The sequence below is a fragment of the Pseudarthrobacter siccitolerans genome (assembly GCF_001046895.1).
Lineage (GTDB): Bacteria > Actinomycetota > Actinomycetes > Actinomycetales > Micrococcaceae > Arthrobacter > Arthrobacter siccitolerans.
In genome coordinates this window covers 64,179-87,777 of record NZ_CAQI01000042.1, presented here as the reverse complement: position 1 = coordinate 87,777, position 23,599 = coordinate 64,179, and the positions used below count along the sequence as shown (strand labels likewise).

22 protein-coding genes are annotated in these 23,599 nt (G+C 65.0%); 10 read left to right on the top strand and 12 right to left on the bottom strand.

Translation table 11 applies throughout. The annotated features are described in order from the left end of the window. Position 1 precedes the first annotated feature (1 nt). A complete protein-coding gene (locus ARTSIC4J27_RS09610; RefSeq protein WP_050054981.1) occupies positions 2 to 424 on the top strand; it encodes a hypothetical protein in 423 nt (140 codons plus the stop codon). A gap of 65 nt (positions 425 to 489) precedes the next feature. Here ARTSIC4J27_RS09610 and ARTSIC4J27_RS09605 read toward each other — a convergent pair whose 3' ends face one another. The 3 genes from ARTSIC4J27_RS09605 to ARTSIC4J27_RS09595 all read right to left on the bottom strand — a co-directional run bounded on the left by ARTSIC4J27_RS09605 (position 490) and on the right by ARTSIC4J27_RS09595 (position 2,340). Then, a complete protein-coding gene (locus ARTSIC4J27_RS09605; protein ID WP_152683827.1) occupies positions 490 to 993 on the bottom strand; it encodes a hypothetical protein in 504 nt (167 codons plus the stop codon). A gap of 157 nt (positions 994 to 1,150) precedes the next feature. Then, the gene (locus tag ARTSIC4J27_RS09600) at positions 1,151 to 1,585 is read right to left on the bottom strand and encodes a hypothetical protein (protein WP_050054980.1); all 435 of its coding nucleotides are present in this window, start codon (positions 1,583 to 1,585) and stop codon (positions 1,151 to 1,153) included. A 185-nt stretch (positions 1,586 to 1,770) separates the two neighbouring features. Then, entirely contained in the window at positions 1,771 to 2,340 is a 570-nt protein-coding gene (locus ARTSIC4J27_RS09595; protein WP_161799560.1) for a recombinase family protein, read from the bottom strand. Between the two features lie 571 nt (positions 2,341 to 2,911). Between ARTSIC4J27_RS09595 and ARTSIC4J27_RS09590 the strand changes: the two genes are divergently transcribed. Further along, positions 2,912 to 3,148: a hypothetical protein gene (locus ARTSIC4J27_RS09590; RefSeq protein WP_050054978.1), complete on the top strand. Its 237-nt coding sequence runs from the start codon at positions 2,912 to 2,914 to the stop codon at positions 3,146 to 3,148. A 209-nt stretch (positions 3,149 to 3,357) separates the two neighbouring features. On the opposite strand, the gene ARTSIC4J27_RS09585 is transcribed toward ARTSIC4J27_RS09590, so the two are convergent. Continuing rightward, on the bottom strand, positions 3,358 to 3,612 hold the full coding sequence (locus ARTSIC4J27_RS09585; RefSeq protein ID WP_050054977.1) for a helix-turn-helix domain-containing protein: 255 nt from the start codon (positions 3,610 to 3,612) through the stop codon (positions 3,358 to 3,360). Between the two features lie 133 nt (positions 3,613 to 3,745). Between ARTSIC4J27_RS09585 and ARTSIC4J27_RS09580 the strand changes: the two genes are divergently transcribed. Beyond that, on the top strand, positions 3,746 to 4,621 hold the full coding sequence (locus ARTSIC4J27_RS09580) for a hypothetical protein (protein WP_050054976.1): 876 nt from the start codon (positions 3,746 to 3,748) through the stop codon (positions 4,619 to 4,621). A 160-nt stretch (positions 4,622 to 4,781) separates the two neighbouring features. Continuing rightward, on the top strand, positions 4,782 to 5,108 hold the full coding sequence (locus tag ARTSIC4J27_RS09575; RefSeq protein ID WP_050054975.1) for a histone-like nucleoid-structuring protein Lsr2: 327 nt from the start codon (positions 4,782 to 4,784) through the stop codon (positions 5,106 to 5,108). Between the two features lie 160 nt (positions 5,109 to 5,268). Here ARTSIC4J27_RS09575 and ARTSIC4J27_RS09570 read toward each other — a convergent pair whose 3' ends face one another. Further along, the gene (locus ARTSIC4J27_RS09570) at positions 5,269 to 6,306 is read right to left on the bottom strand and encodes a hypothetical protein (protein WP_050054974.1); all 1,038 of its coding nucleotides are present in this window, start codon (positions 6,304 to 6,306) and stop codon (positions 5,269 to 5,271) included. Between the two features lie 495 nt (positions 6,307 to 6,801). On the opposite strand from ARTSIC4J27_RS09570, the gene ARTSIC4J27_RS23010 reads away from it, so the two are divergent. The 3 genes from ARTSIC4J27_RS23010 to ARTSIC4J27_RS23000 are packed head-to-tail and all read left to right on the top strand — an operon-like array spanning position 6,802 to position 8,145. Beyond that, positions 6,802 to 7,437, top strand: coding sequence for a hypothetical protein (locus ARTSIC4J27_RS23010; RefSeq protein WP_200900781.1), 636 nt, complete (start codon positions 6,802 to 6,804; stop codon positions 7,435 to 7,437). Further along, the gene (locus ARTSIC4J27_RS23005; protein WP_200900780.1) at positions 7,418 to 7,741 is read left to right on the top strand and encodes a hypothetical protein; all 324 of its coding nucleotides are present in this window, start codon (positions 7,418 to 7,420) and stop codon (positions 7,739 to 7,741) included. The genes ARTSIC4J27_RS23010 and ARTSIC4J27_RS23005 overlap by 20 nt, the downstream gene beginning before the upstream one ends. Beyond that, entirely contained in the window at positions 7,696 to 8,145 is a 450-nt protein-coding gene (locus ARTSIC4J27_RS23000; protein ID WP_200900779.1) for a hypothetical protein, read from the top strand. Before ARTSIC4J27_RS23005 ends, ARTSIC4J27_RS23000 begins: the two co-directional genes overlap by 46 nt. A gap of 668 nt (positions 8,146 to 8,813) precedes the next feature. On the opposite strand, the gene ARTSIC4J27_RS09555 is transcribed toward ARTSIC4J27_RS23000, so the two are convergent. The 4 genes from ARTSIC4J27_RS09555 to leuS all read right to left on the bottom strand — a co-directional run bounded on the left by ARTSIC4J27_RS09555 (position 8,814) and on the right by leuS (position 14,687). After that, complete coding sequence (locus ARTSIC4J27_RS09555; RefSeq protein WP_235436616.1) at positions 8,814 to 10,010, bottom strand: DUF4131 domain-containing protein; 1,197 nt, start codon at positions 10,008 to 10,010, stop codon at positions 8,814 to 8,816. Between the two features lie 93 nt (positions 10,011 to 10,103). Continuing rightward, complete coding sequence (locus tag ARTSIC4J27_RS09550) at positions 10,104 to 11,024, bottom strand: ComEA family DNA-binding protein (RefSeq protein ID WP_050054972.1); 921 nt, start codon at positions 11,022 to 11,024, stop codon at positions 10,104 to 10,106. A gap of 69 nt (positions 11,025 to 11,093) precedes the next feature. Next, entirely contained in the window at positions 11,094 to 12,104 is a 1,011-nt protein-coding gene (locus ARTSIC4J27_RS09545; protein WP_050054971.1) for a DegV family protein, read from the bottom strand. A gap of 54 nt (positions 12,105 to 12,158) precedes the next feature. Further along, positions 12,159 to 14,687 (bottom strand): leucine--tRNA ligase, encoded by a 2,529-nt coding sequence (gene leuS / locus ARTSIC4J27_RS09540; protein WP_050054970.1) that lies wholly within the window; start codon positions 14,685 to 14,687, stop codon positions 12,159 to 12,161. A 294-nt stretch (positions 14,688 to 14,981) separates the two neighbouring features. Here leuS and ARTSIC4J27_RS23480 point away from each other — a divergent pair, with 294 nt between their 5' ends. After that, on the top strand, positions 14,982 to 17,276 hold the full coding sequence (locus tag ARTSIC4J27_RS23480; protein WP_050054969.1) for a PEP/pyruvate-binding domain-containing protein: 2,295 nt from the start codon (positions 14,982 to 14,984) through the stop codon (positions 17,274 to 17,276). Positions 17,277 to 17,387: 111 nt separating this feature from the next. On the opposite strand, the gene glpK is transcribed toward ARTSIC4J27_RS23480, so the two are convergent. The 3 genes from glpK to ARTSIC4J27_RS09520 all read right to left on the bottom strand — a co-directional run bounded on the left by glpK (position 17,388) and on the right by ARTSIC4J27_RS09520 (position 21,618). Continuing rightward, positions 17,388 to 18,902 carry a glycerol kinase GlpK gene (glpK, locus tag ARTSIC4J27_RS09530; protein ID WP_050054968.1) on the bottom strand — a complete coding sequence of 505 codons (1,515 nt, stop codon included), beginning with the start codon at positions 18,900 to 18,902 and terminating at the stop codon, positions 17,388 to 17,390. 61 nt (positions 18,903 to 18,963) lie between these two features. Next, positions 18,964 to 19,713, bottom strand: coding sequence for an MIP/aquaporin family protein (locus ARTSIC4J27_RS09525; RefSeq protein WP_050054967.1), 750 nt, complete (start codon positions 19,711 to 19,713; stop codon positions 18,964 to 18,966). Between the two features lie 90 nt (positions 19,714 to 19,803). After that, positions 19,804 to 21,618 (bottom strand): glycerol-3-phosphate dehydrogenase/oxidase, encoded by a 1,815-nt coding sequence (locus tag ARTSIC4J27_RS09520; protein ID WP_050054966.1) that lies wholly within the window; start codon positions 21,616 to 21,618, stop codon positions 19,804 to 19,806. A 124-nt stretch (positions 21,619 to 21,742) separates the two neighbouring features. Between ARTSIC4J27_RS09520 and ARTSIC4J27_RS09515 the strand changes: the two genes are divergently transcribed. Next, positions 21,743 to 22,717, top strand: coding sequence for a sugar-binding transcriptional regulator (locus ARTSIC4J27_RS09515; protein WP_152683826.1), 975 nt, complete (start codon positions 21,743 to 21,745; stop codon positions 22,715 to 22,717). A gap of 10 nt (positions 22,718 to 22,727) precedes the next feature. After that, the gene (locus tag ARTSIC4J27_RS09510) at positions 22,728 to 23,597 is read left to right on the top strand and encodes an aldo/keto reductase (RefSeq protein WP_050054965.1); all 870 of its coding nucleotides are present in this window, start codon (positions 22,728 to 22,730) and stop codon (positions 23,595 to 23,597) included. Positions 23,598 to 23,599: the final 2 nt, after the last annotated feature.

Below are 23,599 nucleotides of genomic sequence, written 5' to 3'. Positions count from 1 at the left end.
GATGAAGATCAACGCTATCCGGGCCCAGGCCCGGGCAGACTTCCCGACCGGCTGGTGGCGCTCCTGGCGATGGTGGGGCTCTGCGATCAAGAAGGACGCGACCGCAGCTCTCCTTGTCGTCGCGCCTGCGCTGCTCCCGCACCGCGCCGTCTTCGCCGTGCGTAATCGCCGTGATCCCGAGCAGCTCAGCCGCCTCGACGGCGAGGGCTTCGTCTACGGCTTCGTCGGCGCACTGGCACTCATCGCGATGCTGGTGTGGACGACGTCGGGAAGCAGCGGGCTGCTGCCGTTCCGGCTGAGCTTGGGCGGCTTCCTGGTCCTGAACGCCGCAGTCTCCGGGACGGTTGTGATCGTCCTCGTCGCTACGAGGCTCCGCCGTCGTAAGGAGGCCTTGATCGCGACGCCGGCCATGCCGGACGAGTAGACGAGCAGTGACGGAAAAGAAGCCCACCCCGCCGCGTGGCGGGGTGGGCTTCTCTCGCATGGAATCTATGAGGATGACTCGGAATCGCCGACCCGGCCGAGCACGAACCCTCGTGCGCGTCCGTCGTTCATCATGTCTCCTAGGTGCGCCAGGAACACGGCCCGCTGGGTCGTCCGGCGGTCTTCGACGATGTCGTACTCCCGCAGGGCGTTCATGTCCACGACCCAGCCATCCTCCCGGGAGACGGCCTCCTCAAGGTCGGAGCCCTCGACCACAGCCATGGCGGTGTAGTCGTGGTCGAATTCGGGCACGACGTCGAGGCGCAGGCTCGGGTCGTCGACATAGAGCGTGTAGCCGCGCAACTGCCGTCCGGCACGGTCGAAGGCCGACAGCAAGGCGCGGTCGGCGCGCGGGATGTTCTCGACGTGGACGGCGGCGACCTCGTCGTCGCTGAAGAAACCGGTGCAGCTGAGCCGCTCGCGGACTCGGGCCCGGGACCGGTGATTGTTCATGAGCCGCTCAGCCTCATGGAAGCCGCGGAACTCGTCACTGGACAGGTCGTCGTGCATTGTGAACTCCGTTCGTGCCGAGGGATGTCGAGGTCGGAGAGAGGACCCGCCTCGACACCGGGCCCCTCCAACCCCTTCCCCGGGCGGGCTCCGCCCGCCGATAACCGGCGAAGACGCTCCCGAACGCGCAGGAGGTCGAAGCGCCTCCAGCCCGAGGTCAGCACATCCCCTTGTAGACGCTCAGTGCTTCGTCCGCGTCCATGGCGGCGAAGTCGTAGTCGCCGAGCTTGAGGGCGTCGCCCGACCTGCTGATATCGATGGAAGTGGATCCACTGATCCGGTCGCTTCCGAGGTGCTCGTCGTCGGAGTTCCAGAGGACGTGAGAGCCGTCCCCGGAGATCTGGCCTTCAGCGCTCGGATCGGTCTCGATGACAGCTACGCCCCGCGCCGAGTCGGAGCAGCCGAAGGGGTAGAAGGCGACCGAGTCGCCCTGCACGACGAGCCGTCCCTCGTCGTTGTAGTACTCGCCGCTGGGGCCCGGTCCTCCGGAACAGGCCACGAGGCCGGCGGCCAAACCGATGCCGGCGGCCAAACCGATGCCGGCGGCCCAACAGGCAATAGCTTTCTTAGACTTGGTACTGGCGTTGCGCATGATGCTCTCCTTCAGTTCGTTTGTGCGATCGCCCCCTTCGTGTTTGGTGTGCGGCGGCGCGCGTACAGCCCTGAACATCGGGTCCAGCGCCTGGCGGGGCACCCTCGCAGTCCACAGACTGGACGTTCCCCTCATCTCACCCACCCGGCCCCGCCCAGCTGGACTGAAGCGCCCGAGCACGACCGTCACTGGTCGGCCCCAATGTTCAGGTACCTGTAGAGCGTCGCGGGACTGGTCTCGCAGAGTCGCGCGATCTCGGTCATCGTGAACCGGTGCTCGTCGTAAAGGGCCTGTGCCTTGGCGATTTGCTTGTCGGTAAACGTACGCCTGCGACCGCCGACTCGCCCCTCGGCACGGGCGGCGGCGAGACCGGATCGGGTCCGTTCGATGAGGAGTTCGCGCTCCATCTGTGCCACTGCGATGACGGTGAAGATCAGCTTGCCCGAAGGCGTCGTGGTGTCGAGATCGAGATTGAGGATCCGGAGACCGACACCGCGCTCTTGCAGCGCCTCGTCGAGGTTCGCGAGTTCGCCGGTGTGCCGACCGAGACGCGAGAGCTCGGTGACAACGAGCCGATCGCGTGCGCGAAGCATCCGGAGGCAGAGATCGAACTCGGGTCGCTTGGAGTCCTTGCTGCCTGAGGCCTTCTCTGCGAAAATCCGTTCGCAGCCAGCGTCCTGAAGCTCATTGAGCTGGCGTCCAGAATCTGGTCGCTGCGCGAGACGTGCGCATAGCCGATGTCCATGTCTCTCCACGATCTTTCGGTGGAGAGCTCCGATGTTCGGCGTCTGAGAGCTCAGGGCTCAAAAGTGTCAGTGTTGAACAAGCCCGGGGTCGACGCCTCGTCGACCTTGTCTCTCATTTTATCCAGCGTTTGCGACAGAGACCGATAATGTCGGCGTGTCCTGCGTTACGACAGGAGTACAGACCCGCCGCCAGAGCTGAGTCACAGACGCTCGTTTGTGGAGACCATTCGTCAAGGCTTCAAGCGGGAATACATGACTACGGGATACTGCTCATGTCGTACAGTGCTGACATGGCAACGCTCGCAAGCGGTACGTACTCAGGTGGTGTTCATGCCTTCTCGCAGTCGTAAGAATCCCAACGTAAGCGCTGGCGGCCAAGATCCCTTGGCCCGACCCACCGAAGACGAGTGCTGGGCCGACTTCTGGGCAGGCATTGCAGCTATCTGGTTGACCCTCCCCTTGGAAGTGCAGCAAGACTACGCCCGCCGGTTTCCGCCGCCTGAGTAGGTCGCAGGCCGAAGGTTCGCGGTTCCGCCTGCCCTGTCTCTTGGCTCCGACGTAATTGTCCTAAGCCCGGCGTATGGTTCTCACCAGGACAAGCAACGGCGACGGTTCGGACTTTGGCGGAATCCAGGAGGCGATCCTTCAGAAAGAGGAGGCCATGAACAGCTGGTGCTCGTCCAGTGGCGAGAACGTCGGCTCGATGATCGAGTTCCCCGGCACGGATGAGTGGCACATCGTGTGCCCTACGTGCGGTACCCGCTGGGCCGGAGGGAGCACCGTCCTCAACGACCACAACATGCGGGGTTCCCGATGAGTCCCCCTTCAATGGCAGGGAGATCTCGAGCGCGTGAGATGGCGAAGTGATGGGCAAAGCATCTCACCGACCTTGTTCAGCGGCTTCCGAGGGACATGAACATGCCAGCTGGTTACCGCGACGCCCCTGACGGACGAGGACAAGCACAAGGTCGAATCACCGTCGCTGGTCCCCGTGGGTGTCTCTAACTGCCAGGTCAAGAGGACTAGCTACTCTTGACCCTCAGATTCAGCCCCATCTTCGAGATCACCGGCCGCGATGCGCTCAGCGGTGCGCTGGTAGCCCTGGCCGATGTAGTCTTCGACATCCTGGCGGCCAATGCGCCACATGCCCCGGCCACCGACCTGAAAAGCACGCAACTCCCCCGTCCTGATGAGGCCTTGAACGAGGCTTTGCTTCACGTTCAATTCGTCGGCGACCTGGGCCAAGGTCAGAAAACGGGGCTGGTTTGCTTCATCAGACACCGGGCCATCATATATGTTGCCTCGCTGCGAGCATTCCCGGCCAGAGGGAGATGGAAAAGATATGGCTGAGGATGCCATACGCTAACTGTCTGCATCAGAAAATAGTGTCTGACTCGTCTCTTAGTATGTGACCATGACTTTCACCTACACCTCGGCCGAATTGACCGCTATTGCCGCCAGTATTCCAACCGAGGCCGCCGAGGCAGGTCTGTTGTTTCTTCCGGGGGCGAAGTTCGAAGGTGAAAATTACGTCGCGCTGGACGGAAAACAACTTTCTGCCAGCGAAGTGGTGTCTGTCGCTGCCCGGGTAGGAGCGTCATTTGTCAGTGTCAGTGCAGTGCCTTTTGATCTGAATGGCCTTGTGGCCGAGCTGGTCGGTGATGACGAGGACCTGCCTGAAGCAGTGAAGCGGGTTGTTGGCCGCGCCCAACCGCACGATGGTTCCACGGAGGGTGTCTCGATAACATGGGTCGCCCAGGGCCTTGCCTATGTCTGGCACGCACAAACGGAATGGACTGACTCTTTCCTGAGCGAGTTGTATGCGGCGCAGTCGGAGTCCGAGGCCGGTGAAGACGCCGAGCATCAGGAAAGCCTGGAGAGGGAACGCCGGTATATAGCCGACGCGGCAGCAGCCCTGGTTGATTCTCAGGAGTACCGTGCCGAGTCCCGAAACAAGCGTGGCATTCTCGCTCCGCGCATTCTCGCCGATGCAGGCCTCGGCGACGCACATCCCGCCCTTTTGAGCGCATATGTTTTTCCCCTGGCAAACCGAAGGATCGCCGAAAAAGTGTATGAGTACGAACAAGACTTTGGCGGCCGGAAGAAGGAACTGGCGCTTGAACTGATCTCATACCCCGAATGGTTGAAGGAGACCACGAAGGTCAGACGCAAGACTGCTGCGATCAAATTCCTGACTCGTAAAGCCGATGGCTACCGTCTAAGTACTGACTTGGCGGAGGAGATCAGTGATATTGCCGCCTTGATTCCACGCAGTATGGTGCGGCTGTAGAGGCGAACAGCTGTAATTCGGCATCAGCAACGAATGCCCGGGCCTCGTAAAGGCAAGTGCCTCGTGATTGCAGGACCATTCTTGAGCCGGCAGCTTCCGCTTCTGGAGCACCCCGGCACATAGGGCGTTTACCCGCTCGATAAACTGATAGCTTTAATTCATGGCCCAGAAAACAGTAGTAATTCTTTCCGATGACCTTGACGGCTCGGAAGCCAATGAAACCATCACCTTCGGCCTTGACGGGTCGGAATACGAAATTGACCTGAACAAGGCTCACGCCAGCGAGCTGCGTTCAGCCTTGGAACGCTTTGCCAATGCCGGACGCAGGATATCCGGCGGCCGTGGACGTCCGGCGGGACGCAAAGCCGGCGGTTCCGGGGTGGATACCAAAGCAGTTCGGATGTGGGCTTTGGATAACGGACTCAAGGTGAACACCCGCGGTCGTATCCAGCAGGAGATTCTCGAAAAGTACAGGGCAGCACACTAAGCAATAGTCAGTACCAGCCGAATATGGGGGGCCATCGGCTGGTACTGACTATTTCCAACGTAAACCGCCCAGCCGGAGTGAGCCAAACCAGGAAAATGGCAGGAATTACATGGTGTTCCTGTAGTTGATTTATTTGTGCTCACGGAATCGGATTACACGCTTAGTAGTCCATGTTGTCTATCTGTGCTTGATGGTACTCGTGGTACTCCAGGAAGCTGTCGAAGCTCTCTTCTGCTTTCGCCACGGCAAACAGTGACCGGAACTCGTCGTCGTAGCGGACGGCCAGTCCTGAGTCAATCCACTGTATGGCCTCCGGCAGCACGACGGTCAACCAGGATTCGATGTCATCGAAAAGGGCAAAGACACCGGCGATGTCGGACTCATTGGCACCAATCAACGAGAAATGCGGGCTGTCCCGAACCCGTGTCAGCCCAACTGGCACTGCAGCCCCCACGCCAGGAGTGTGCAACCAGAGGGTCGCCCCATGGCCTTTCTCGAAACCGCCGTGGGAGTACGGGTTCCTCCACCTTTCAACGACCTCACGAAGCCGGCTTCGGAACTCAAGAGCGTCGGAGGTCTTGCCAACCACCCGCTCCCACTTGTCGCCCCAGGGCACGCCGATGAGATCGGTGAGGTTGTCGACTTCCGGATCGAAGCCGGCGAACGGGAGCGCCAGGACGAGGTCATGCTCGAGGAGGCTGAGAAATGCCGAAATGGCGGCGATCATGTCGTGGAACGAGTTGAGCTGCATCTGTATCTTGCCGCTCTTGAATGAGCTCCACTGGCCGCCGCCATTGCTCTCCCCGGTCCGGAGCTCGTCTTCGATGTGCGCAGGTTTCTCGGCCCGCTCCCGGAAGTACTCATAAGCGCGCCGGAGGGCGTGGTGCTGGTTGATGACGGTGGCATCGCCTTTGCCGAGAATGTCCGGTGCGGCGTCCAGAATCAACCGTTCCACAGTCCTGGTGGTTCCACGGAGCTTTTTGACGATCCGCTCGTAGCTCTTCCGCGCCTCTTCTGCCGGCCGGTCGGTTCGGAGATACAGGCGGACGCCGAACTTCTCATGGGCGAGCGTGCACGGTTCGTCCTCGAACGTAAAATTCACCCACCACGCGACTTTTTCGCCGGGGCCTCCGGACTTCAGTCCGGTCAGGGTGAGGGCATATCTGAGCAGCACCGGAACCGGAGCATCACCAGGCATGAGGCTGAATTTGTGTAAGGCGTGCTGCCAGCGCGGGTCATCGGGTTGCTCAGGGGCTGGGCCAAAGTCCCGTAGTGCTGTTCGTTTCAGACGCTCGCCTGCCTGGGCATCGCCGGGTAGTCCGGTCATTGCGTTATCTGTCGGGCGCTCAACTGATCCTCGGCACTTTCGAATTGCCGTCGCATGTGTGGTTTCCCCTGAATCTTCTCGCTGAGGCCCGGAACTATGTTGCCTGCTGCTAGGGACGTACCTCGTGCAGTGCTATGGCTCCGGGGAATTTGCTCCAAATATAGCTGGGCAGTGTACGTAAACCGGTCAGCGGCGCTTCTCGACCGGCCGATACTGGTCGGCGAAGGCACTCAGGGTGTTATGGAGCAGGGGCATGTTGTCGAGCATGTCCACGGGCCGGTGGCTGGCCGGAGGGGGCACCGGGCTGACCATCCAGGCCGTGAATACAAATGGGAATGGGAGTATGGTCCTATGCCTAATGATCACGTGAGCTCCATCGGCTCGGGCTCCAAGCGCTCAACGCTAAGTACCGACGCCATCCCCCTGGGTGAGCGCGCCCTGCGGGGAATCCTCGACCACGTGGTCACTGTCGGCGACGAGGCAGAGACGACGTACCTCGAGGTCAAGAGCCCCATCGACCTGAGCAGCAAGGCCAGTGTCGCCAAGGTCGCGAAGTTCCTCCTCGGGGCGGCCAATAGGCGTCCGTACGAGGCTGCCAGGCACTTCCGCGGATACGCTGTGATGGTAATCGGCGCGCAGAGGGATGGCGCTCCGGGCGTGCCCCGCGGTACCGAGGCCCATGAGCTCGAGGATCGGCTCCGTCCCTACCTCGGGCCGCAGTTCCCAGCCTTCGAGTTCGGGAGGATCGGCGTAAACGCCGAGAACGCGGTGCTGTTCGTAATCGCCCAGCCGCCCCAAGAAGGGCAGACGATTTTCCCATGCCACAAGAGCTTTCAGGGAGTCGACCGCCGCGACAGCCTCGAGGACGGAGCGATCTACGTGCGCGGCACGAGCAACGAGGCCTGCCCGCTCCGGACAAGTCCTAGCCCTTGTCGAACGCGCCCGCGGCGGCGGGAAGCCGCCGATCGAACTCGAGGTGGGCGTGCTCGGCCCCATCTGTAGGGTCGACCGCCTGGAAGAGGTCCTGGAAAGCCTCCGCGATTACGAAGAGGAGCAGTTCAGGAAGGAGCCAGAACTCGCGGAGGACGCCTTCGCATCGACCCCGATCCGTCTGGCGTCGAGCGTCTTCGGCGGCACGGCGCACCTGACCGCAGAGGACCGCGAAGAGGCGCTGGCCAAGTGGTGGAACGGGAAGACCGAGCATGTCGCGAGAGGTCGCGAACACTTTATGGCGTCGGTTTGTCGGGCGCAGGGATCCGCGTGGTCAGCCGCGACAGGTTCGTCTCGAAGCCGCATCTCATCGTGACCTTCCACGGCTGCGAGCTGGTCGATCACCTTGATCCGGACGACGCCGACTACGAAAAGGCTGTCGAACCCGTGCTGCGATCGACGGATCCTCTCCGGCCCGCTTTCGACTATTCCACGCTCCGGCCTCTCATACGCGACTACCCCGTGACTTGGAGCAATTGCGGCGAGGACGCCGAAGTCGTGCTCACTCCGGAGTCGTTTCGTCCGAACGTGCCGTGGATGAGCGACCAGGACGACTATGTGATCGTCGCAAAGGACCCTCAGGCCAGCTCAGTCATGGTCTCGTGGGTCCTCACCGAGGACAGCAACGATGCCGTGACGAGCGGCGAGTTACGGGTGCCAACCGGAGAGCTCATCGACGCGGCTAACCTGTTCAAAACAGTGTTCCTGAAGGAGGAATGAACGGGCCCGGGCCTCATCCGCGCCAGCGCGTAGCCGTGCCCCTCACTTAGTATTGACGCATGGACGGCGTACGTAACGAAGCTCAGGCTGCTTATAAAGCTGCAGTCGCCGAAGCCATCGCGCTCCGACCGATCCCGCAGGAGGCGATCCGCTGTGGTGCCGCTGCCGCGGCGGCCCTTGCGATCCGACGCGACCAAGAGCGCAGAGCCGCTATCGAACGAGACCAGGACCGGTGCTGACGGGATGCGGTCCCTGGTCAAGGCCGCCAGAGAAGACTACAGCCCCGGGAGTGCGAGCGATCAGGCTCGAAGGGTGCGGTAAGCGCGTCCCGCCTCGCCGTGGCCGTTCGTGCACCAGTACTCACCCTCGGGCAGCGGACGCTTGAGTAATCGCGTCAGACCAGCTGCGAGCGTCCGGTAAGTCGTCTTTGCCGCGCGTGAAGACCTCATGAATGCAGCCACACTCCAGCTGGTCGCGCGATCGGTGAAAGTCCTTGGCCTTCGGCGCTAAGATCGGCCAGAAGACGGGCTTGAAGCGACACTTCAGCTCCTCGATGCTCTTCTGAGACCCTTTCAGTCGCAGCCTCCGTTGTGAGCGCGACCGGGCAGCAGAGTAAGTAGTCCGCCCGGCGAGGAGAGCCCACTATCACAGGGATCCCCGACACCACGTCACCAATGCATGCTCGTCCATATAGGCATCGTAGATCGCGTTGGGATCTCGCAGTGGTCGGCGTACCGGAATCGCGTCTCATCGACCACACTCCGAACGTTTCGGGGGCTAGAGGGTGAGCACCCACCTCGTAACCTATCAGTCACGCCGCTGACGGCGGTCAGGTGGGTCATGCCCACAGTTTTCATCGCCGCCGCCAGGCCCTCGTCCAAAGCGCTGGTGTCCCCGGTGACCATGCCGGGAAGCAGGCCCTGCGGATCCGGAGCGAGGAAGGAGGCCGCGGCCACAAACCGTTCCCGCAGTTCCTTGGCGGACTCCTGCAGGACTGGCGAATCAGTGGGTTTTCCCGGTCCCGAGGAAGCAGTCAGCATGCCTGCTTCCTCCCTTCCGGGATCTGCCGGCCGGAGTTTCCCGGTGGCGCGCACCAGCTGTCCGGGCACCACGGTTCCCCAGGCGCCGCCGCCTGTCACCAGCAACTGGGCCCGGGTGCGCAGCAGGACACCTCCCGTACTGACGTCCCGGGTCCAGACAGGCACGGACCATCGTGCCGGCGTACCCGCCTGGTTCGGCGGGTTCAACGCCCGGGGCGATCCTGCCACTTCCACCACGGCCACCACTGACTTTCCGGACGAAACCGCAGCCGCCAGCGGGCCCTCATGGCGCTGGGTGGACGCAACTGCCGAGTGCGCCGCCGCTGTGGCTGCGAGCAGGAACGCGATCGCTGCGGTGGTCAGGAGGCTCCGCCGGGCAGGCCGGCGCGGGCCGCCGGCTAGTGCCGACCCTCTGGTCTTCCACGTCCGGTGGAGCAGTACGGCCGCAAGCACCAGCAGGACGCAGCAGAGGCCGCCCAGGGCTGTGGGAGGCAGCCATAGCCCGGCAAGGGACGCAGCCCAGACGAAAACCGCAGGCAGCGCCAGCCGCAGATCAGTACGCTGCCGGGGTGCTTCATCGCCCGCATCCGCTTCCAAAGCGGCCTTCCGGTTGCCGGCAGCAAAGCGGGCGGACTGTGCAGCCCAGTAACTCCGCAAAGTTTCGACCGGGCTCCGGCGGTGGGGCAATTTCCGCAGGCCTGGCTTCCCCGCCCCGACGATGTGCTCCTGGATCCCGCCCCGGCCACCGGCGGCCGCGCCCTCCCCCGTCCCAGGGAGTCCGGAACCCTCCCCGGGAGCGGCGTAGCCACGGACGGCTGATTCCACATACCGTCTCCAGGGACTGGTCCCTGTCCGGGTTGCCCGGTTATCCACAACAGCGCCGCGCCATCGGCGTCTTCACCACATCTTTCCTGCGTCTCATACGGTCACAAGCGGAAGCAGGGCTTCAAGCATTTTGGGTCCCACGCCGTCAATGGCGTCCAGTTCCTCCACCGCTTTGAAGGGCCCGTGTTCCTTACGCCAGTCCACGATGCGTTGAGCCAGCACGGGCCCCACCTTCGGCAAACCATCCAGTTCCTCCACCCCCGCCGTATTCAGGTTGACCTTCGATCCCGAGGTTCCCGCACTTCCCTCGGAAGCCCCTCCCGCATCCGAATCTCCTGCTTCGCCGGCGCCATCCGGCAACGGCGCACCCTGCAGCGGGACATGGATCTTTTGCCCGTCCTCCACCACGGCGGCCAGGTTAAGCCGGTCCGGGTCCGCGCCCGGAGTTCCTCCTCCTGCCGCGGCAAGAGCATCGTGCACCCGGCTGCCTGCCGGCAGTTGCACCACTCCCGGCCGCAGCACCGCACCGGCAACGTGGACTACCACGGTGCCGGCAACGGAGCTTTCCTGCGCCCCGGACGGCGTTTCCGCGGATGTTCCGGACTCAGGACCCGCCCGGCTCCCGCCGCCGTTGTCCGCATTCGTGAGGCCGTTCTCCCCAGTCCCGGCGGTGGTTTCCGGGCTGACGCCGCTGAGGGGAAGGATCTCGGGCCGGCCTGACGCCGCCTGCCACCAGAACCAGGCACCGGCCGCGACGGCAAGGATGCCGAGGAGCACAGCGAGCCGCAGTCCGAGGCGCCATCGGATGGCCGGCCCCACATCGTGGAGTGGGGCGCTATCGATCCCGCCGCGGTTGGCGCCGCCGTCAGGATCCTGCCCACCGCGGTATTCGAAGGCAGGTTGACCGTCCGCGTCGAGGAGGAGCCCGCGCGGGTTGCTGCCCAGGGTGGCCTGCAGCCGGTTCCTGGCGTGGCGCGCCTGCTGACCTGCTGCTCCAGCGTCCCGGCGTGACATACGCCCCACGCTAGGGACAGGCCGCGCCCCGGCGACAGGGCCAGCCGCTGCTATGTGGAAACGGAGCCCCTATCCGGGGTCGGCGGCACCGGTATCTTCGCCCATACCGCTGCGGTCGCCCACGATGACGGCCAGAACGCCAAGTCCGGCATGGGCAGCGAGCACGGCAGGAAGGGAGCTGATCTGGGCGGGAGGACAGTGCGGCAACGATGCTGCCAGCCGTGCGGCGAGGCTCTCGGCCTCCGCAGGGTTTCCGAAATGGTGGACGGCTAGCCGGACTCCGTCCGGGCGGGCCGACGCGTCGGCCGCCACGATTTCCTCGAGCCGGGCGACTGCCTTGGCCGCGGACCGGACCTTTTCCAGCGGGACGATCTTGCCGTCGTCGACCGCCAGGATGGGCTTGATGGCCAGCATGGTGCCCCACAGCGACGCTGCCGTCCCGATGCGGCCGCCGCGGCGCAGCTGCTCAAGGCTGGGAACGTAGAAATAGACTTTGGTGCGGGCTGCCTGCGCCGCAGCAGCAGCGGCCACCGTGCCGGCCCCGGCGCCTTCTGCCGCTGCGCGGACGCTTTCCTGGACAGCCATCCCGAGGGCCATGCCCACAGTTGCGGAGTCCACCACCTCCACGGGAATCCCCACGCGGGCTGCCGCAAGGCGGGCGGCGTCGGCCGTTCCGGACAGGCCGCCGGAGATATGCACCGAGACTACGGCCTCATAGCCCCGGCGCTGCGCGGCGAGGTAGGTCTGCTCGAACTGGCCGGGCGACGGCCGGGAGGTTTTTACGGACGTTCCACTGGCCAGGGCCAGTGCGATCGTCTGCGAGATGTCGTCCTCGCCCTCGCCGTAGATTTCGTCCCCCACCATCACCGGCATGGGAATCACGGTGAGGCGGCCGTCAGCGGTGAGACTTGCGGACCAGGCCGCCGGCAAGGCAGCTGCGGAATCGGTCACTACGGCAGTACGTACGACGGCGTCCGGCCGGGTTGCGTCGCTGTCCCGCTTGGCGGCGTCCTGCTTGGCGCGCATGGCGGCCACGCGGGCCCGGATCCAGGGCCAGGCAGGGGCGTCGCGGTCGGGCAAGGGGGCCTCCTGGGGTCAAGCAGGCCGCCGGAGGTTTCCGGCGGCCTGTTCCGGCTAGGCCGGGACGATGTTGACCAGTTTAGGGGCGCGGACGATGACCGTGCGGATGCCCCGGCCGTCGAGGGCGCGCTGGACGTTGTCCGAGGCCAGCGCCAGCTCCCGCAGCTGGTCCTCGGAAACGTCCGGGGAGACCTCCAGCCTGTCCCGCACCTTGCCCTGGACCTGCACCACGGCGGTGACAGTGTCCTGCACCAGCAGGGAGGCGTCGTGGGCGGGCCAGCCGGCGTTGGCCACCGAGGCGGGGTGTCCCAGGACGTTCCACGTGTCCTCTGCCGTGTAGGGGGCGAAGAGGCTCAGGATCACCGCAACGGCCTCGGCCGCCTCGCGCACGGCCGGGTCGGCACCGCCCGCACCGGAGTCGATGGCCTTGCGGGTGGCGTTGACCAGCTCCATCAGCTTGGCTACCACCACGTTGAACTTGTTGGCGTCCAGCAGGTCGGCGGCGTCGGCAATGGTCCGGTGCGTTACGGAGCGGAGCGCGCGGTCACCGGTAGTGACGTCGACCCCGGGCGCACTCGATACGTCCTGGGCGAGGCGCCAGGCGCGGGCCAGGAACTTTGCGGAGCCGGAAGGCGAAACGTCGGCCCAGTCGACGTCATCCTCGGGCGGGGACGCGAAGATCATGGTGAGCCGGACGGCGTCCACCCCGTACTTGTCCAACTGCTCGCCGAGATCCACGCCGTTGCCCAGCGACTTGCTCATGGCTTTGCCGCCGTTGAGCACCTGGCCCTGGTTCAGGAGCGCGCTGAACGGCTCGTTGGCGTCGATCATGCCGAGGTCGTTGATGACCTTGGTGAAGAACCGGGCGTACAGCAGGTGCAGGATGGCGTGCTCAACACCGCCCACGTACTGGCCCACGGGCATCCAGTCGTTGATCTTTTCGGGGTCGAACGGCCCTTCGGTGTACTGCGGCGAGACGAACCGCAGGAAGTACCACGATGAGTCCACGAAGGTGTCCATGGTGTCGGTGTCCCGCCTGGCCGGGCCGTGGCAGGACGGGCATTCCACGTTGACCCACGCTTCTGCAGCAGCAAGGGGCGAGGTGCCCTTGGGCGAGAGGTCCTCCCCGCGCAGGTCGGAGGGCAGGGTGACGGGCAGCTGCTCGTCCGGAACCGGAACCTCGCCGCAGGACGGGCAGTGGATGATCGGGATCGGGGTGCCCCAGAAGCGCTGGCGGCTGAGCAGCCAGTCACGCAGGCGGAAGTTCACGAACTTCTCGCCGGTACCCTGGCGTTCGAGGATGGCGATGGCGGCCGGAATGGCTTCGGCCTTGGGCAGGCCGTCCAGGTCGCCGGAGTTGATCAGCGTGCCTTCCCCTGCCGTGGCGGTGCCGGAGACTGCGGGGTCCTCCTCGCCTGTGTCCAGGACAGCCCGGACGGGCAGGTCGAACTTGCGGGCGAAGTCCAGGTCTCGCTGATCGTGCGCGGGGACGGCCATGATGGCGCCGGTCCCGTAGTCGGCCAGGACGTAGTCCGCAGCCCAGACGGGCAGTTTCTCCCCGTTCAGCGGGTTGATCGCGTACCGGCCGGTGAACACACCGGTCTTTTCCCGCTCGGTGGATTGGCGCTCGATTTCCGAGAGGGCCTTGACCTGCTCGCGGTATTCGTCCAGGGCAGCGGCGTGCTCCTCCGTGACGAGTTCGACGGCGAGCGGCGCATCGGCTGCCACCACAAAGAACGTAGCGCCGTACAGCGTGTCCGGACGCGTGGTGAAGACGGTCACCTCTTTGGCGGGCTTCCCGCCGTCGGCCTCGATCACAAAGTTGACGTGGGCACCCTCGGACCGGCCGATCCAGTTCTTCTGCATCGCCAGGACGCGCTCGGGCCAGTGGCCGCGGAGCTGCTCCATGTCATCGAGCAGCCGGTCGGCGTATTCGGTGATTTTGAAGTACCACTGGTTCAGGGACTTCTTGGTGACGGTGGTGCCGCAGCGCTCGCAGGCGCCGTTGACTACCTGCTCGTTGGCCAGCACGGTCTGGTCCTTGGGGCACCAGTTGACCGGTGAATCCTTCCGGTACGCCAGTCCGCGCTCATAGAAGCGCTTGAACAGCCACTGGGTCCAGCGGTAGTACTCGGGGTCAGAGGTGTGCAGCCGGCGGGACCAGTCGGCGGAGATGGCGTAGCGCTTGAAGGAGGCCGCCTGGGTGTCAATGTTGGCGTAGGTCCACTCGCTGGGGTGGGCGTTGCGCTTGATGGCGGCATTCTCGGCGGGCAGGCCAAAGGAGTCCCAGCCGATCGGGTGCAGGACGTCGTAGCCCCGCTGGCGCAGGTAGCGGGCCACCACGTCGCCCATGGCGAAGGCTTCCGCGTGGCCCATGTGCAGGTCCCCGGACGGGTAGGGGAACATGTCCAGCACATAGCGCCGTTCCCGGGACCCGTCGTCGACAGGTGTGAAAACCTGAAGGTCTTCCCACACCTGCGGCCATTTGGCCTCCATGGCGGCAAAGCTGTACGTGCCCTCCTCGGGCACCTCCGCCTGCGCTGTTGCTGCTGTTCCGGTCTCTGTCTCCGGCTGAACGCCCACTGCTGCCCTCTTCTGTTCTGTTACGGCATCTGTGCTGCCATAACGGCCTGATCCTCCTGCTGCCGGCCCGGAAAACACGCCCGGACACACAAAAGCCCCTCGCCAGGGAGGGGCTGCCGCACGGTTATCCGTTGTATCGGACGCCGGGCGGCTAACTAAGCAGAAGGATCGCACGCATGGAACTACTTTAGCGCACCTGTGCGTGCCCGGCTGAGCTCCCGGCCTGTACCGGGCCGTCCCGGCGTAACTAGACTTGGGCCAGGCCGCGCGGCCCCTGATCCGGCAGGTGATTCCATGGGCGACGATACGGGTGACGACGCAGTCCCTGAGCTGCCTCCGCTCGGCGGGTCCCCTGTCCTGCGCCGGGAACAAGCGGGCAGCAAGGCGGCGGCACTGTCAGCGCTCCGCGCGGCGGGATTCACCGTCCCGCCGGGATTCGTTGTTACCCAAGCAGCAATGCTGGACGGTTCCGGCCGGGAGGACTGGGCCGTACGCCTGCAGGCCGCTGCGCGGAACGCCGGTCCGGGGCCATACGCTGTGCGCTCCTCCGCGGCCGCCGAGGACCTTCCGGGCGCTTCCTATGCCGGGATGTACGAGAGCTACCTGGGGGTGGATGCGGCAGGCCTGGCGTTGGCCGTGGACCGCTGCTTCGAATCCGCCGCGGCCGGCCGGGTACGGGCTTACCAGGACGCGCACGAAAATTTCGACGCCGGGAGCACGCCGGGCAGCAGTGTGATGGCAGTCCTGGTCCAGCAGATGGTGGATGCCGCAGCAGCGGGCGTGGCGTTCACGGCCAATCCCCTGACGGGTGCACGGGATGAAACAGTCATTGCAGCTGTACCGGGGCTGGGGGAAAGCCTGGTGGCCGGGACCGAGGGCGGCGAGGACTGGGTGGTGCGGCCGGGGCAGGTCCGCAGAACGCGGGGGTCCGCCGGCGCCCTCACCGCGGAAAGCGCGACGGCGGTGGCGGCCGCCGCCCGGAACGTCGCCAGGCATTTTGGTACGCCCCAGGACGTTGAGTGGGCTCTGGACCGGAACGGCCACGTACACATCCTGCAGGCCCGGCCCATGACTTCTGTTCCGGAACCGGTCACATGGGAGCCGCCGGGGAAAGGCGTCTGGCTCCGGAACTTCCGGATGGGCGAATGGCTGCCCGAGCCCGTGACCCCGCTCTTTATGGACTGGCTGGTTCCCCGGATCGACAAGGCCTACAACGAGGCCGTCTTCCGCTCGTCGGGGATCAGCGTGCCGATGGGAACAGCTGTGGTCAACGGCTGGTACTACGTGGCCCCGCCGACGCCGCGCGCACTCCCCCACCTTCTGTTCGGCGGCACACGGCGTTCACTGCCGTACTTCTACAATTCCGTGGTCCGCCCGATGTTCGATCCCCCAGGCGCGGACCGTGCAGTCCTGCGCAGCCTGGAGCTGGAATGGCGGACTGTGCACCTTCCCGCCTACCGGAAGCTGGTGGCCCGGTATTCCGGCGCCGTGGAAACCGCCAGCCTCGAGGAACTTACGGAGATGGTGGAGCGGGTGGCCGGTGCGGCCGGTGCTTACCTGTGGTTCTTCGCGGCAGCCGGCGGCGCCGCCTGGAAAATGGAGGCGGTGCTGGCCCGTTTCTGGCACAAGCACCTGGCTCCAGCCCTGAAGGAAGGGCAGCAGGAAACCCGGGGCGCCGAGGGCTACCAGGTCCTGCTCGGCGGGCTGATGCCGAAGCCGCCGGCCCGGGTACCGCATGCGGTGTACAGCCTGGACTGGTATCACCCGACGGCGGGCGAAGAACAGCAATGTCCCGGTGGTGGAGATGGGGCGGATGGCCGGAACTCGGCACCGCATACCGCGCCAACGGCAATGGAGCGGCGCCAGGCAGCGGAGGCCGCCTGCCGCCAGATCCTGCAGGGCACCGGGCTTCTGCGGCGGTTCGACGCGCTCCTGGCCGTCGCACAGCATTATGCGCTGCTGCGCGAGGAGCAGGCGCGCGACTTCACCCTCGGCTGGCCCCTGCTGCGGCGGTGCGCCGCGCAGATCGGCACACAACTGCAAGAGGCGGGCGTTATCGACAGGCCCGACGACGTCTACTTCCTGGCCCGGGCGGACGTGCGGACCGGCGCCCCGCGCCAACAGGACGAGGTGTCCCGGCGCCGGGCCGACTGGCTGCGGCAGCGGAAGCTCGACGCGCCGCTTGTGCTTGGAAAGCTTCCCCGGTTCGGCAACATGTTCGACCGACTCGCCGACGCTGCGCGCAGTACGCGCAACGCGGCCCCGGGAGCGCTGCTCGGCCACCCGGCAAGCCCGGGAAGGGCACGAGGCCGGGTACGCATCGTGGACAGTCCCGCAGACTTTTCCGGTTTCCAGCCGGGCGAAATACTCGTGGCCAGGGCAACGGCTCCGGCGTGGACCCCGCTGTTCGAGTCAGCGGCGGCGGTGGTCACGGACACAGGCAACCTCGCCGCCCACGCCTCCCTCGTAGCCCGCGAGTACGGCATCCCCGCGGTAGTAGGCACCGGCAACGCCACCCAAGTGCTTCGTACAGGCCAGCTGGTCACAGTAGACGGCAACGCCGGCACGATAGAACCCCACGAGGACTGACGCTAGGCCGCATAGACCGCAAAGAGGGGCCGGTGACTCCCCGCCATGGTGTGGTGGGCACCGCGAAGCGGGCGGGCGGGAGTCACCGGCCCCTCTCCGGAACCTCGGGGACTAGTGCACGTCCTCGTCCACCCAATCCATGGACTTCGTGACTGCCTTCCTCCACAGCCTCAGCTGGCGGTCCTGTTCGGCCTGGTCCATCTGGGGTTCCCAGCGCTTGTCCTCGGACCAGTTGGCTGAGAGTTCGCCGAGGTCCTTCCAGAAGTCCACGGCGAGGCCGGCGGCGTAGGCGGCACCCAGGGCAGTGGTCTCAACAACCTTCGGCCTGATCACCGGGACGCCCAGGATGTCGGCCTGGAACTGCATCAGGGCGTCGTTGGCCACCATGCCGCCGTCGACCTTCAGCTCGGTGAGGGGAACGCCTGAGTCCGCGTTGACTGCATCAAGCACCTCGCGGGTCTGGAAGGCAGTGGCTTCGAGCGCGGCCCGGGCAATGTGGTTCTTGTTGACGAACCGGGTGAGGCCCACGATGGCACCGCGGGCATCCGAACGCCAGTAGGGCGCGAAGAGTCCGGAGAAGGCCGGGACGATGTACACGCCGCCGTTGTCCTTGACGGATGCGGCCAGGGTCTCCACTTCGGGCGCGCTGCTGATCATGCCCAGGTTGTCGCGCAACCACTGGATGAGCGAGCCGGTGACGGCGATCGACCCTTCCAGGGCGTAGTGCGGTGCCGCGTCCCCGAGCTTGTAGCCGACCGTTGTCAGCAGCCCGTTCTTCGAGTGCACGATCTCCTCGCCGGTGTTGAAGATCAGGAAGCAGCCCGTCCCGTAGGTGTTCTTCGCTTCACCGGTCTGGAACGCCGCCTGGCCGAAGGTGGCTGCCTGCTGGTCGCCGAGGATACCGGCCACGGGAACTTCGCGCAGCAGTTGTGAGGTGTGGACTGCGCCGTAGACCTCCGACGAGGACCTGATGTCCGGCATCATGGACCGCGGAACACCGAAGATGCCCAGGATTTCGTCGTCCCACTGCAGCGTCTCCAGGTCCATAAACAGGGTGCGCGATGCATTCGTCACGTCAGTGACATGGACGCCGCCGTCCACGCCGCCGGTGAGGTTCCACAGGACCCAGGCGTCGGTGTTTCCGAAGACGAGGTTGCCGGCTTCGGCTTTTTCACGGGCGCCGTCCACGTTGTCCAGGATCCACTTGATCTTGGTGCCCGAGAAGTAGGTGGCCAGCGGCAGGCCTACCTTCTGCTTGAATCGGTCCGCGCCGCCGTCCCTGGCCAGCTCATCCACGATGTCCTGCGTGCGGGTGTCCTGCCAGACGATGGCGTTGTAGATGGCCTCGCCGGTGGTTTTGTCCCACACCACGGCGGTTTCACGCTGGTTGGTGATTCCGACGGCGGCAATGTCGTGCCGCGTCAGGTTCGCCTTGGAGAGGGCGGAGGCGATGACTTCGCGGGTGTTGTTCCAGATTTCGGCGGGGTTGTGCTCCACCCACCCGGCCTTCGGAAAGATCTGTTCGTGTTCCATCTGCCCGGAGGAGACGATGCTGCCGCTGTGGTCGAAGATGATGGCGCGGGTGCTGGTGGTTCCCTGGTCAACAGCGATTACGTACTGGTTCATGATGACGTCCTTGTCTTTGGGTTGGGTGTGGCTGTGTTGGGGTCAGTGGCTGGGGAATCGGTCAGGCAGCTGCGGTGGTGATGATCGGAACCAGCCTGGCAACGAGCCCGCCCAGGGCGCCGCCGACGAGCGGGCCCACAACGGGGATCCAGGAGTAGCCCCAGTCGCTGGAGCCTTTGCCCTTGATGGGAAGCAGGGCGTGGGCAATGCGCGGGCCGAGGTCGCGGGCCGGGTTGATGGCGTAGCCGGTGGGGCCGCCCAGGGATACGCCAATGCCGACGACGAGCAGCGCCACAGCGAGCGGGCCAAGCTCGGTCGGCGTCCCTGCGAAGGCCAGGATAACGAACACCAGGACGAAGGTGCCGATGATCTCGGTCACCAGGTTCCAGGAGGTGGTCCGGATGGCCGGGCCGGTGGAGAAGACGCCGAGCTTGCTGGCAGCCTCCTCTTCGGCGTCGAAATGCTGTTTGTAAGCCAGCCAGCAGACCACGGCACCGAGGAAGGCGCCCAGCATTTCGCCGCCGAAATAGGTCAGTGTGGAGGCGAAATCAATGGGAACACCCGGAGCGTACTCCGCCTTCCCGTTCAGCAGGAGCCCAACCGTCACGGCGGGGTTGAGGTGTGCTCCGGATTTCGCGGCGACAAAGACACCCGCGAAAACAGCGACACCCCATCCCCAGGTGACCATCAGGAACCCGCCGCTGTTGCCTTTTGTGCCCCGCAGGGCCACGTTGGCCACGACGCCGCAACCCAGCAGGGTGAGCATCGCCGTTCCGAATACTTCGGAAAGGAAAACAATTCCAAGAGACATCCTTGACTCTCCTATTTTCTGTTGTCAGTCCTCCGCGGGTTGAAGGACCGTTCGGCCGGGGCGGTTTACCGCCCCGGCGGCCAGCCAGGCCTAAGCAACCAGGCTGTTGATTTCGACGCGGTGGAACCGCTGGAGGACGTCCTGCGCGTGCCGGATCTCGGCGGCACGCGCAGTTGCGTCCCAGCCCAGTGGAACGGCGAGCACCTCTGCCACCTCGTTGAGCAGCTCCCCCGTGACAAGTCCCCGGAAGGCCAGCGACGTCCGGCGCACCAGGACATCGATGAGGTGTCCCACCTGCTCATGTGCTGCCATGAATTCCAGTTCCCGGACGCTGAGTTCCCGGGTGGAACGGAGCAGGTGGTCCGGCGCGGCATCGAGGTAGCCGATGACGTCCTCCGCCCGCGTTCCGTAGCGGGTCAGGAGGCCGGCGGTGCGGTCCGCGTCCCGGCCTGGCGCCATGTGCTGCTTGATCCACTTCTGCACGCCGGTATCGTCGGCGGGAAAGCCTGCGCCGCCGCCGATAGCGAGTTGCGCCGTCGACACCTTGCGCTGCAGGCCAAGCTCGGCGAGGACGTCGTTGGTCAGGTGCTCCGCCAGGGCGCGGAAGGTGGTCCATTTGCCGCCCACCAGGCTGAGCACCACTGCGCCCGCCCCTCCGGTGCCTGCCGGACCACGGCGCTCGATCCGGTAGTCCCGGGAAACGAATCCGGGCTGGGTCGCGTCGTGCCGGGGCAGGGGCCGGACGCCGGAAAAGGTGTAGACGATCTCTTCACGGCTGACGGGGATGTCCGGGAAAACGTGGCTGATCAGTTCGAAGAAGTAGTCGATCTCCTCATCCGTGCAGACGGCGTCCTGGCCCATGTCCGCATCCACGTCGGTGGTCCCTACCAGGACTCGGTCGCCCATCGGATAGATGAGGACGATCCGGCCGTCGGTGTGCTCAAAGAAGATTTCGCGTCCCCGGCAGGCTTCGAGCAATGCCGGGGAGTCCAGCACAATATGTGATCCCTTGGTGCCGCCCATAAAGGCGGAGGCGGTGCCCATGGCCTCGTTGGTGAGATCCACCCAGGCGCCCGTTGTGTTGACGATGACATCAGCAGTGAAGTCGAACTCCGCTCCGGTCAGCTCATCGCGCAGGCGGACCGTGCTGCCTGTGCCGGTGCCGCGGTTGGGCTCACCTGTCATGGACTTCAGCGAAAGGTAGTTGCTGGCGCGGGCTGTGCTGCCCTGGGTAGTGGAGGCCCCGGGCACCTGCCCTGCTTTCTCGCCGTCCTGCAGGACGTCGAGCGTGAGCCGCTCCGGGTTGTGCACAGAGGCGTCGAAGTACGTTGCTGTGTACTTGACGTCCGGGCGAAGGCCGGGCAGTTCTGCCAGGGCGCTTTTGCGGCCACGGAACTGGTGCCGCGGTACAGTGCCGCCGTCGCGTGAGAACGAGTCGTAGAGGCTGAGGCCGACTTTGATGAGGAAGGCGCCGCGCTCCTTGGGGTTGCCCTGCTGTTTGTGGGTAAGGAACCGCAGCGGAGCCGCGAGAATACCGGAGAAGGTGCTGAAGATGGGGATGGTGGTCTGCAGCGGCTTGACATAGTGCGGGGCGATCCGGAGGAGCCTGTTGCGCTCCACCACCGACTCCCGGACCAGGCGGAACTCGCCGTTTTCGAGGTACCGGATGCCCCCATGGATCATATGCGAGGACGCGCCGCTGGCTCCCTGGCAGTAGTCCCCGCGTTCGACGAGTGCCACATCCACGCCTTGCAGAGCCAGATCGCGGAAGGTTCCGACGCCGTTAATTCCGCCGCCTACCACCAGCACTTTCGCGTGTGGCCGCCGCCGCAGGTTGTGTACTGATGGGCGCTCGCCGCCATGCTTCGGCGCGGCGGGATGGGCAGGTGAATCCTTGGGTCCCAAAACGACTCCCTTGGGCTTTGTGTTTGCGCGGCCACCCTTGGGTGCGCCGCCGTTCCCATCTATTGTTTGGAGTAATGAAAAATGGAGTCAAGCGATATGCACAAACGTGCAGAACGGAGTTCTTGTGGATTCTTCCCGGCATGCCGACGCCTTGCGGGCTGCACAGATGTACTACCTGCAGGACCTGACGATGGATGCTATTGCCCGCGAACTTCGGACCTCGCGGTCAACAGTTTCCCGCCTGTTGTCCTCGGCGCGGGACACAGGCCTGGTTCAGATCCAGATCCGCAACCCGCTGGACACAGCGCCGGAGCTGGAAGGCCTCATCCGCCACCAGTACGGGGTTGATGTCCACGTTGTTCCGGTGGTGGAAACCCTCAACGAGGCCGAAACCCTGGACCGGGTTGCCATGCAGGCCGCTCGTACCATCGGGCCCCTGGTGGACTCCAACGTGATCATCGGCGTGGCCTGGGGCTCGACGCTCAGCGCCGTCAGCCGGCACCTGACCAGGAAAATTACCCATGACAGCGTCATCGTCCAGCTGAACGGTGCCGGCAACATGCACACCACCGGCATTACCTATGCGAGCGACATCATGCGCCGGTTCGGCAGCGCCTACGGAGCGCGGGTGGAACAGTTCCCGGTTCCCGCCTTCTTCGACCACGCCGCCACCAAGACTGCGATGTGGAATGAGCGCAGCGTGCAGCGGATCCTCGCGCTGCAGGCCAAGATGAGCATCGCGATCTTCGGCGTCGGCTCCGTGGATGCTGACTATCCGAGCCATGTCTACGCCGGCGGCTACCTGGACGAGAACGACCTGAGCATCCTGGCCAATTCGGATGTGGTGGGCGATGTCGCCACGGTCTTTTTCCGCAGTGACGGTTCCTCGGACGGCATCGTCCTGAACGAGCGGTCCACCGGCCCGGCACTGTCCGAACTCCGGCAGGTCCGGCGCAGGATCTGCGTGGTGTCAGGGGTCTCCAAAATCAACGGCCTCAAAGGTGCCCTCGCGGCGGGCCTGGCAACGGACCTGATCCTCGACGAGGCGACCGCGCGCCGGCTGGTGGGCCTGGAGGGCATGTCCGCCTCGAATAGGTAGAGTCAAGGTTATGAGGACCTCACCGCGGCTCAGCCTGAACAACGGCGTGCTGATCGACCAGTTGGGTTTTGGCTTGTACAAGGTGCCGCCGTCGGACGCAGCGGGACTGGTGGCCATGGCCCTCGATGCGGGCTACAGGCATTTCGATACCGCCGCCATGTACGGCAACGAGTCCGGTGTTGCCCGCGGCATCAGCTCCCAGCTGGGTGCGCCGGGCGGCAGCGGGGGCTCCGGGGAACTTTTCCCGGCACCGGCCAGGGACGACCTTTTTGTCACCACGAAAGTGTGGAACGACCATCACGGCTACGATGCGACCCTCCGGGCCTTCGATGACTCGATGGTCAACCTCGGCCTGGACTACGTGGATATGTACCTCATCCACTGGCCCTGCCCCCGGCGCGGACTGTTTCCGGACACCTACCGGGCACTGGAGACGCTCTACCGGGAGGGAAAAGTCCGGGCCATCGGAGTCAGCAACTTCCAGCCTTCGCACCTTGACCGGCTGATGCAGACGGCGGAAGTGACCCCCGCGGTCAACCAGATCGAGCTGCATCCCTGGCTTCAGCAGCAGGAGCTCCGGAAGATCCACGATGACCTGGGGATCCGGACCGAAGCGTGGAGCCCCCTGGGCCGAGGACACGTGCTTGCCGATCCCGTAGTACAGGCCTGCGCAGCCGAACATCACAGGACACCTGCCCAGGTAATCCTCCGCTGGCACATCCAGCTGGGAAACATCGCGATCCCCAAAGCCAGCTCCGAGGCGCGGATCCGGGAGAACCTCAACATTTTCAACTTCGAGCTTTCGGACCGGGACATGGACGCGCTGGACGGCCTCGACCGGGGAGAACGAACGGGCTCCCACCCGGACAACGTCAACTAGGA

Bases quoted from the DNA above. Each gene is read 5' to 3' on its own strand.
- ARTSIC4J27_RS09610 (WP_050054981.1), top strand. From the start codon at position 2: ATGAAGATCAACGCTATCCGGGCCCAGGCCCGGGCAGACTTCCCGACC.
- ARTSIC4J27_RS09605 (WP_152683827.1), bottom strand. From the start codon at position 993: ATGCACGACGACCTGTCCAGTGACGAGTTCCGCGGCTTCCATGAGGCT.
- ARTSIC4J27_RS09600 (WP_050054980.1), bottom strand. From the start codon at position 1,585: ATGCGCAACGCCAGTACCAAGTCTAAGAAAGCTATTGCCTGTTGGGCC.
- ARTSIC4J27_RS09590 (WP_050054978.1), top strand. From the start codon at position 2,912: ATGGTTCTCACCAGGACAAGCAACGGCGACGGTTCGGACTTTGGCGGA.
- ARTSIC4J27_RS09580 (WP_050054976.1), top strand. From the start codon at position 3,746: ATGACTTTCACCTACACCTCGGCCGAATTGACCGCTATTGCCGCCAGT.
- ARTSIC4J27_RS09575 (WP_050054975.1), top strand. From the start codon at position 4,782: ATGGCCCAGAAAACAGTAGTAATTCTTTCCGATGACCTTGACGGCTCG.
- ARTSIC4J27_RS09570 (WP_050054974.1), bottom strand. From the start codon at position 6,306: ATGCCTGGTGATGCTCCGGTTCCGGTGCTGCTCAGATATGCCCTCACC.
- ARTSIC4J27_RS09550 (WP_050054972.1), bottom strand. From the start codon at position 11,024: ATGTCACGCCGGGACGCTGGAGCAGCAGGTCAGCAGGCGCGCCACGCC.
- ARTSIC4J27_RS23480 (WP_050054969.1), top strand. From the start codon at position 14,982: ATGGGCGACGATACGGGTGACGACGCAGTCCCTGAGCTGCCTCCGCTC.
- glpK (WP_050054968.1), bottom strand. From the start codon at position 18,902: ATGAACCAGTACGTAATCGCTGTTGACCAGGGAACCACCAGCACCCGC.
- ARTSIC4J27_RS09525 (WP_050054967.1), bottom strand. From the start codon at position 19,713: ATGTCTCTTGGAATTGTTTTCCTTTCCGAAGTATTCGGAACGGCGATG.
- ARTSIC4J27_RS09510 (WP_050054965.1), top strand. From the start codon at position 22,728: ATGAGGACCTCACCGCGGCTCAGCCTGAACAACGGCGTGCTGATCGAC.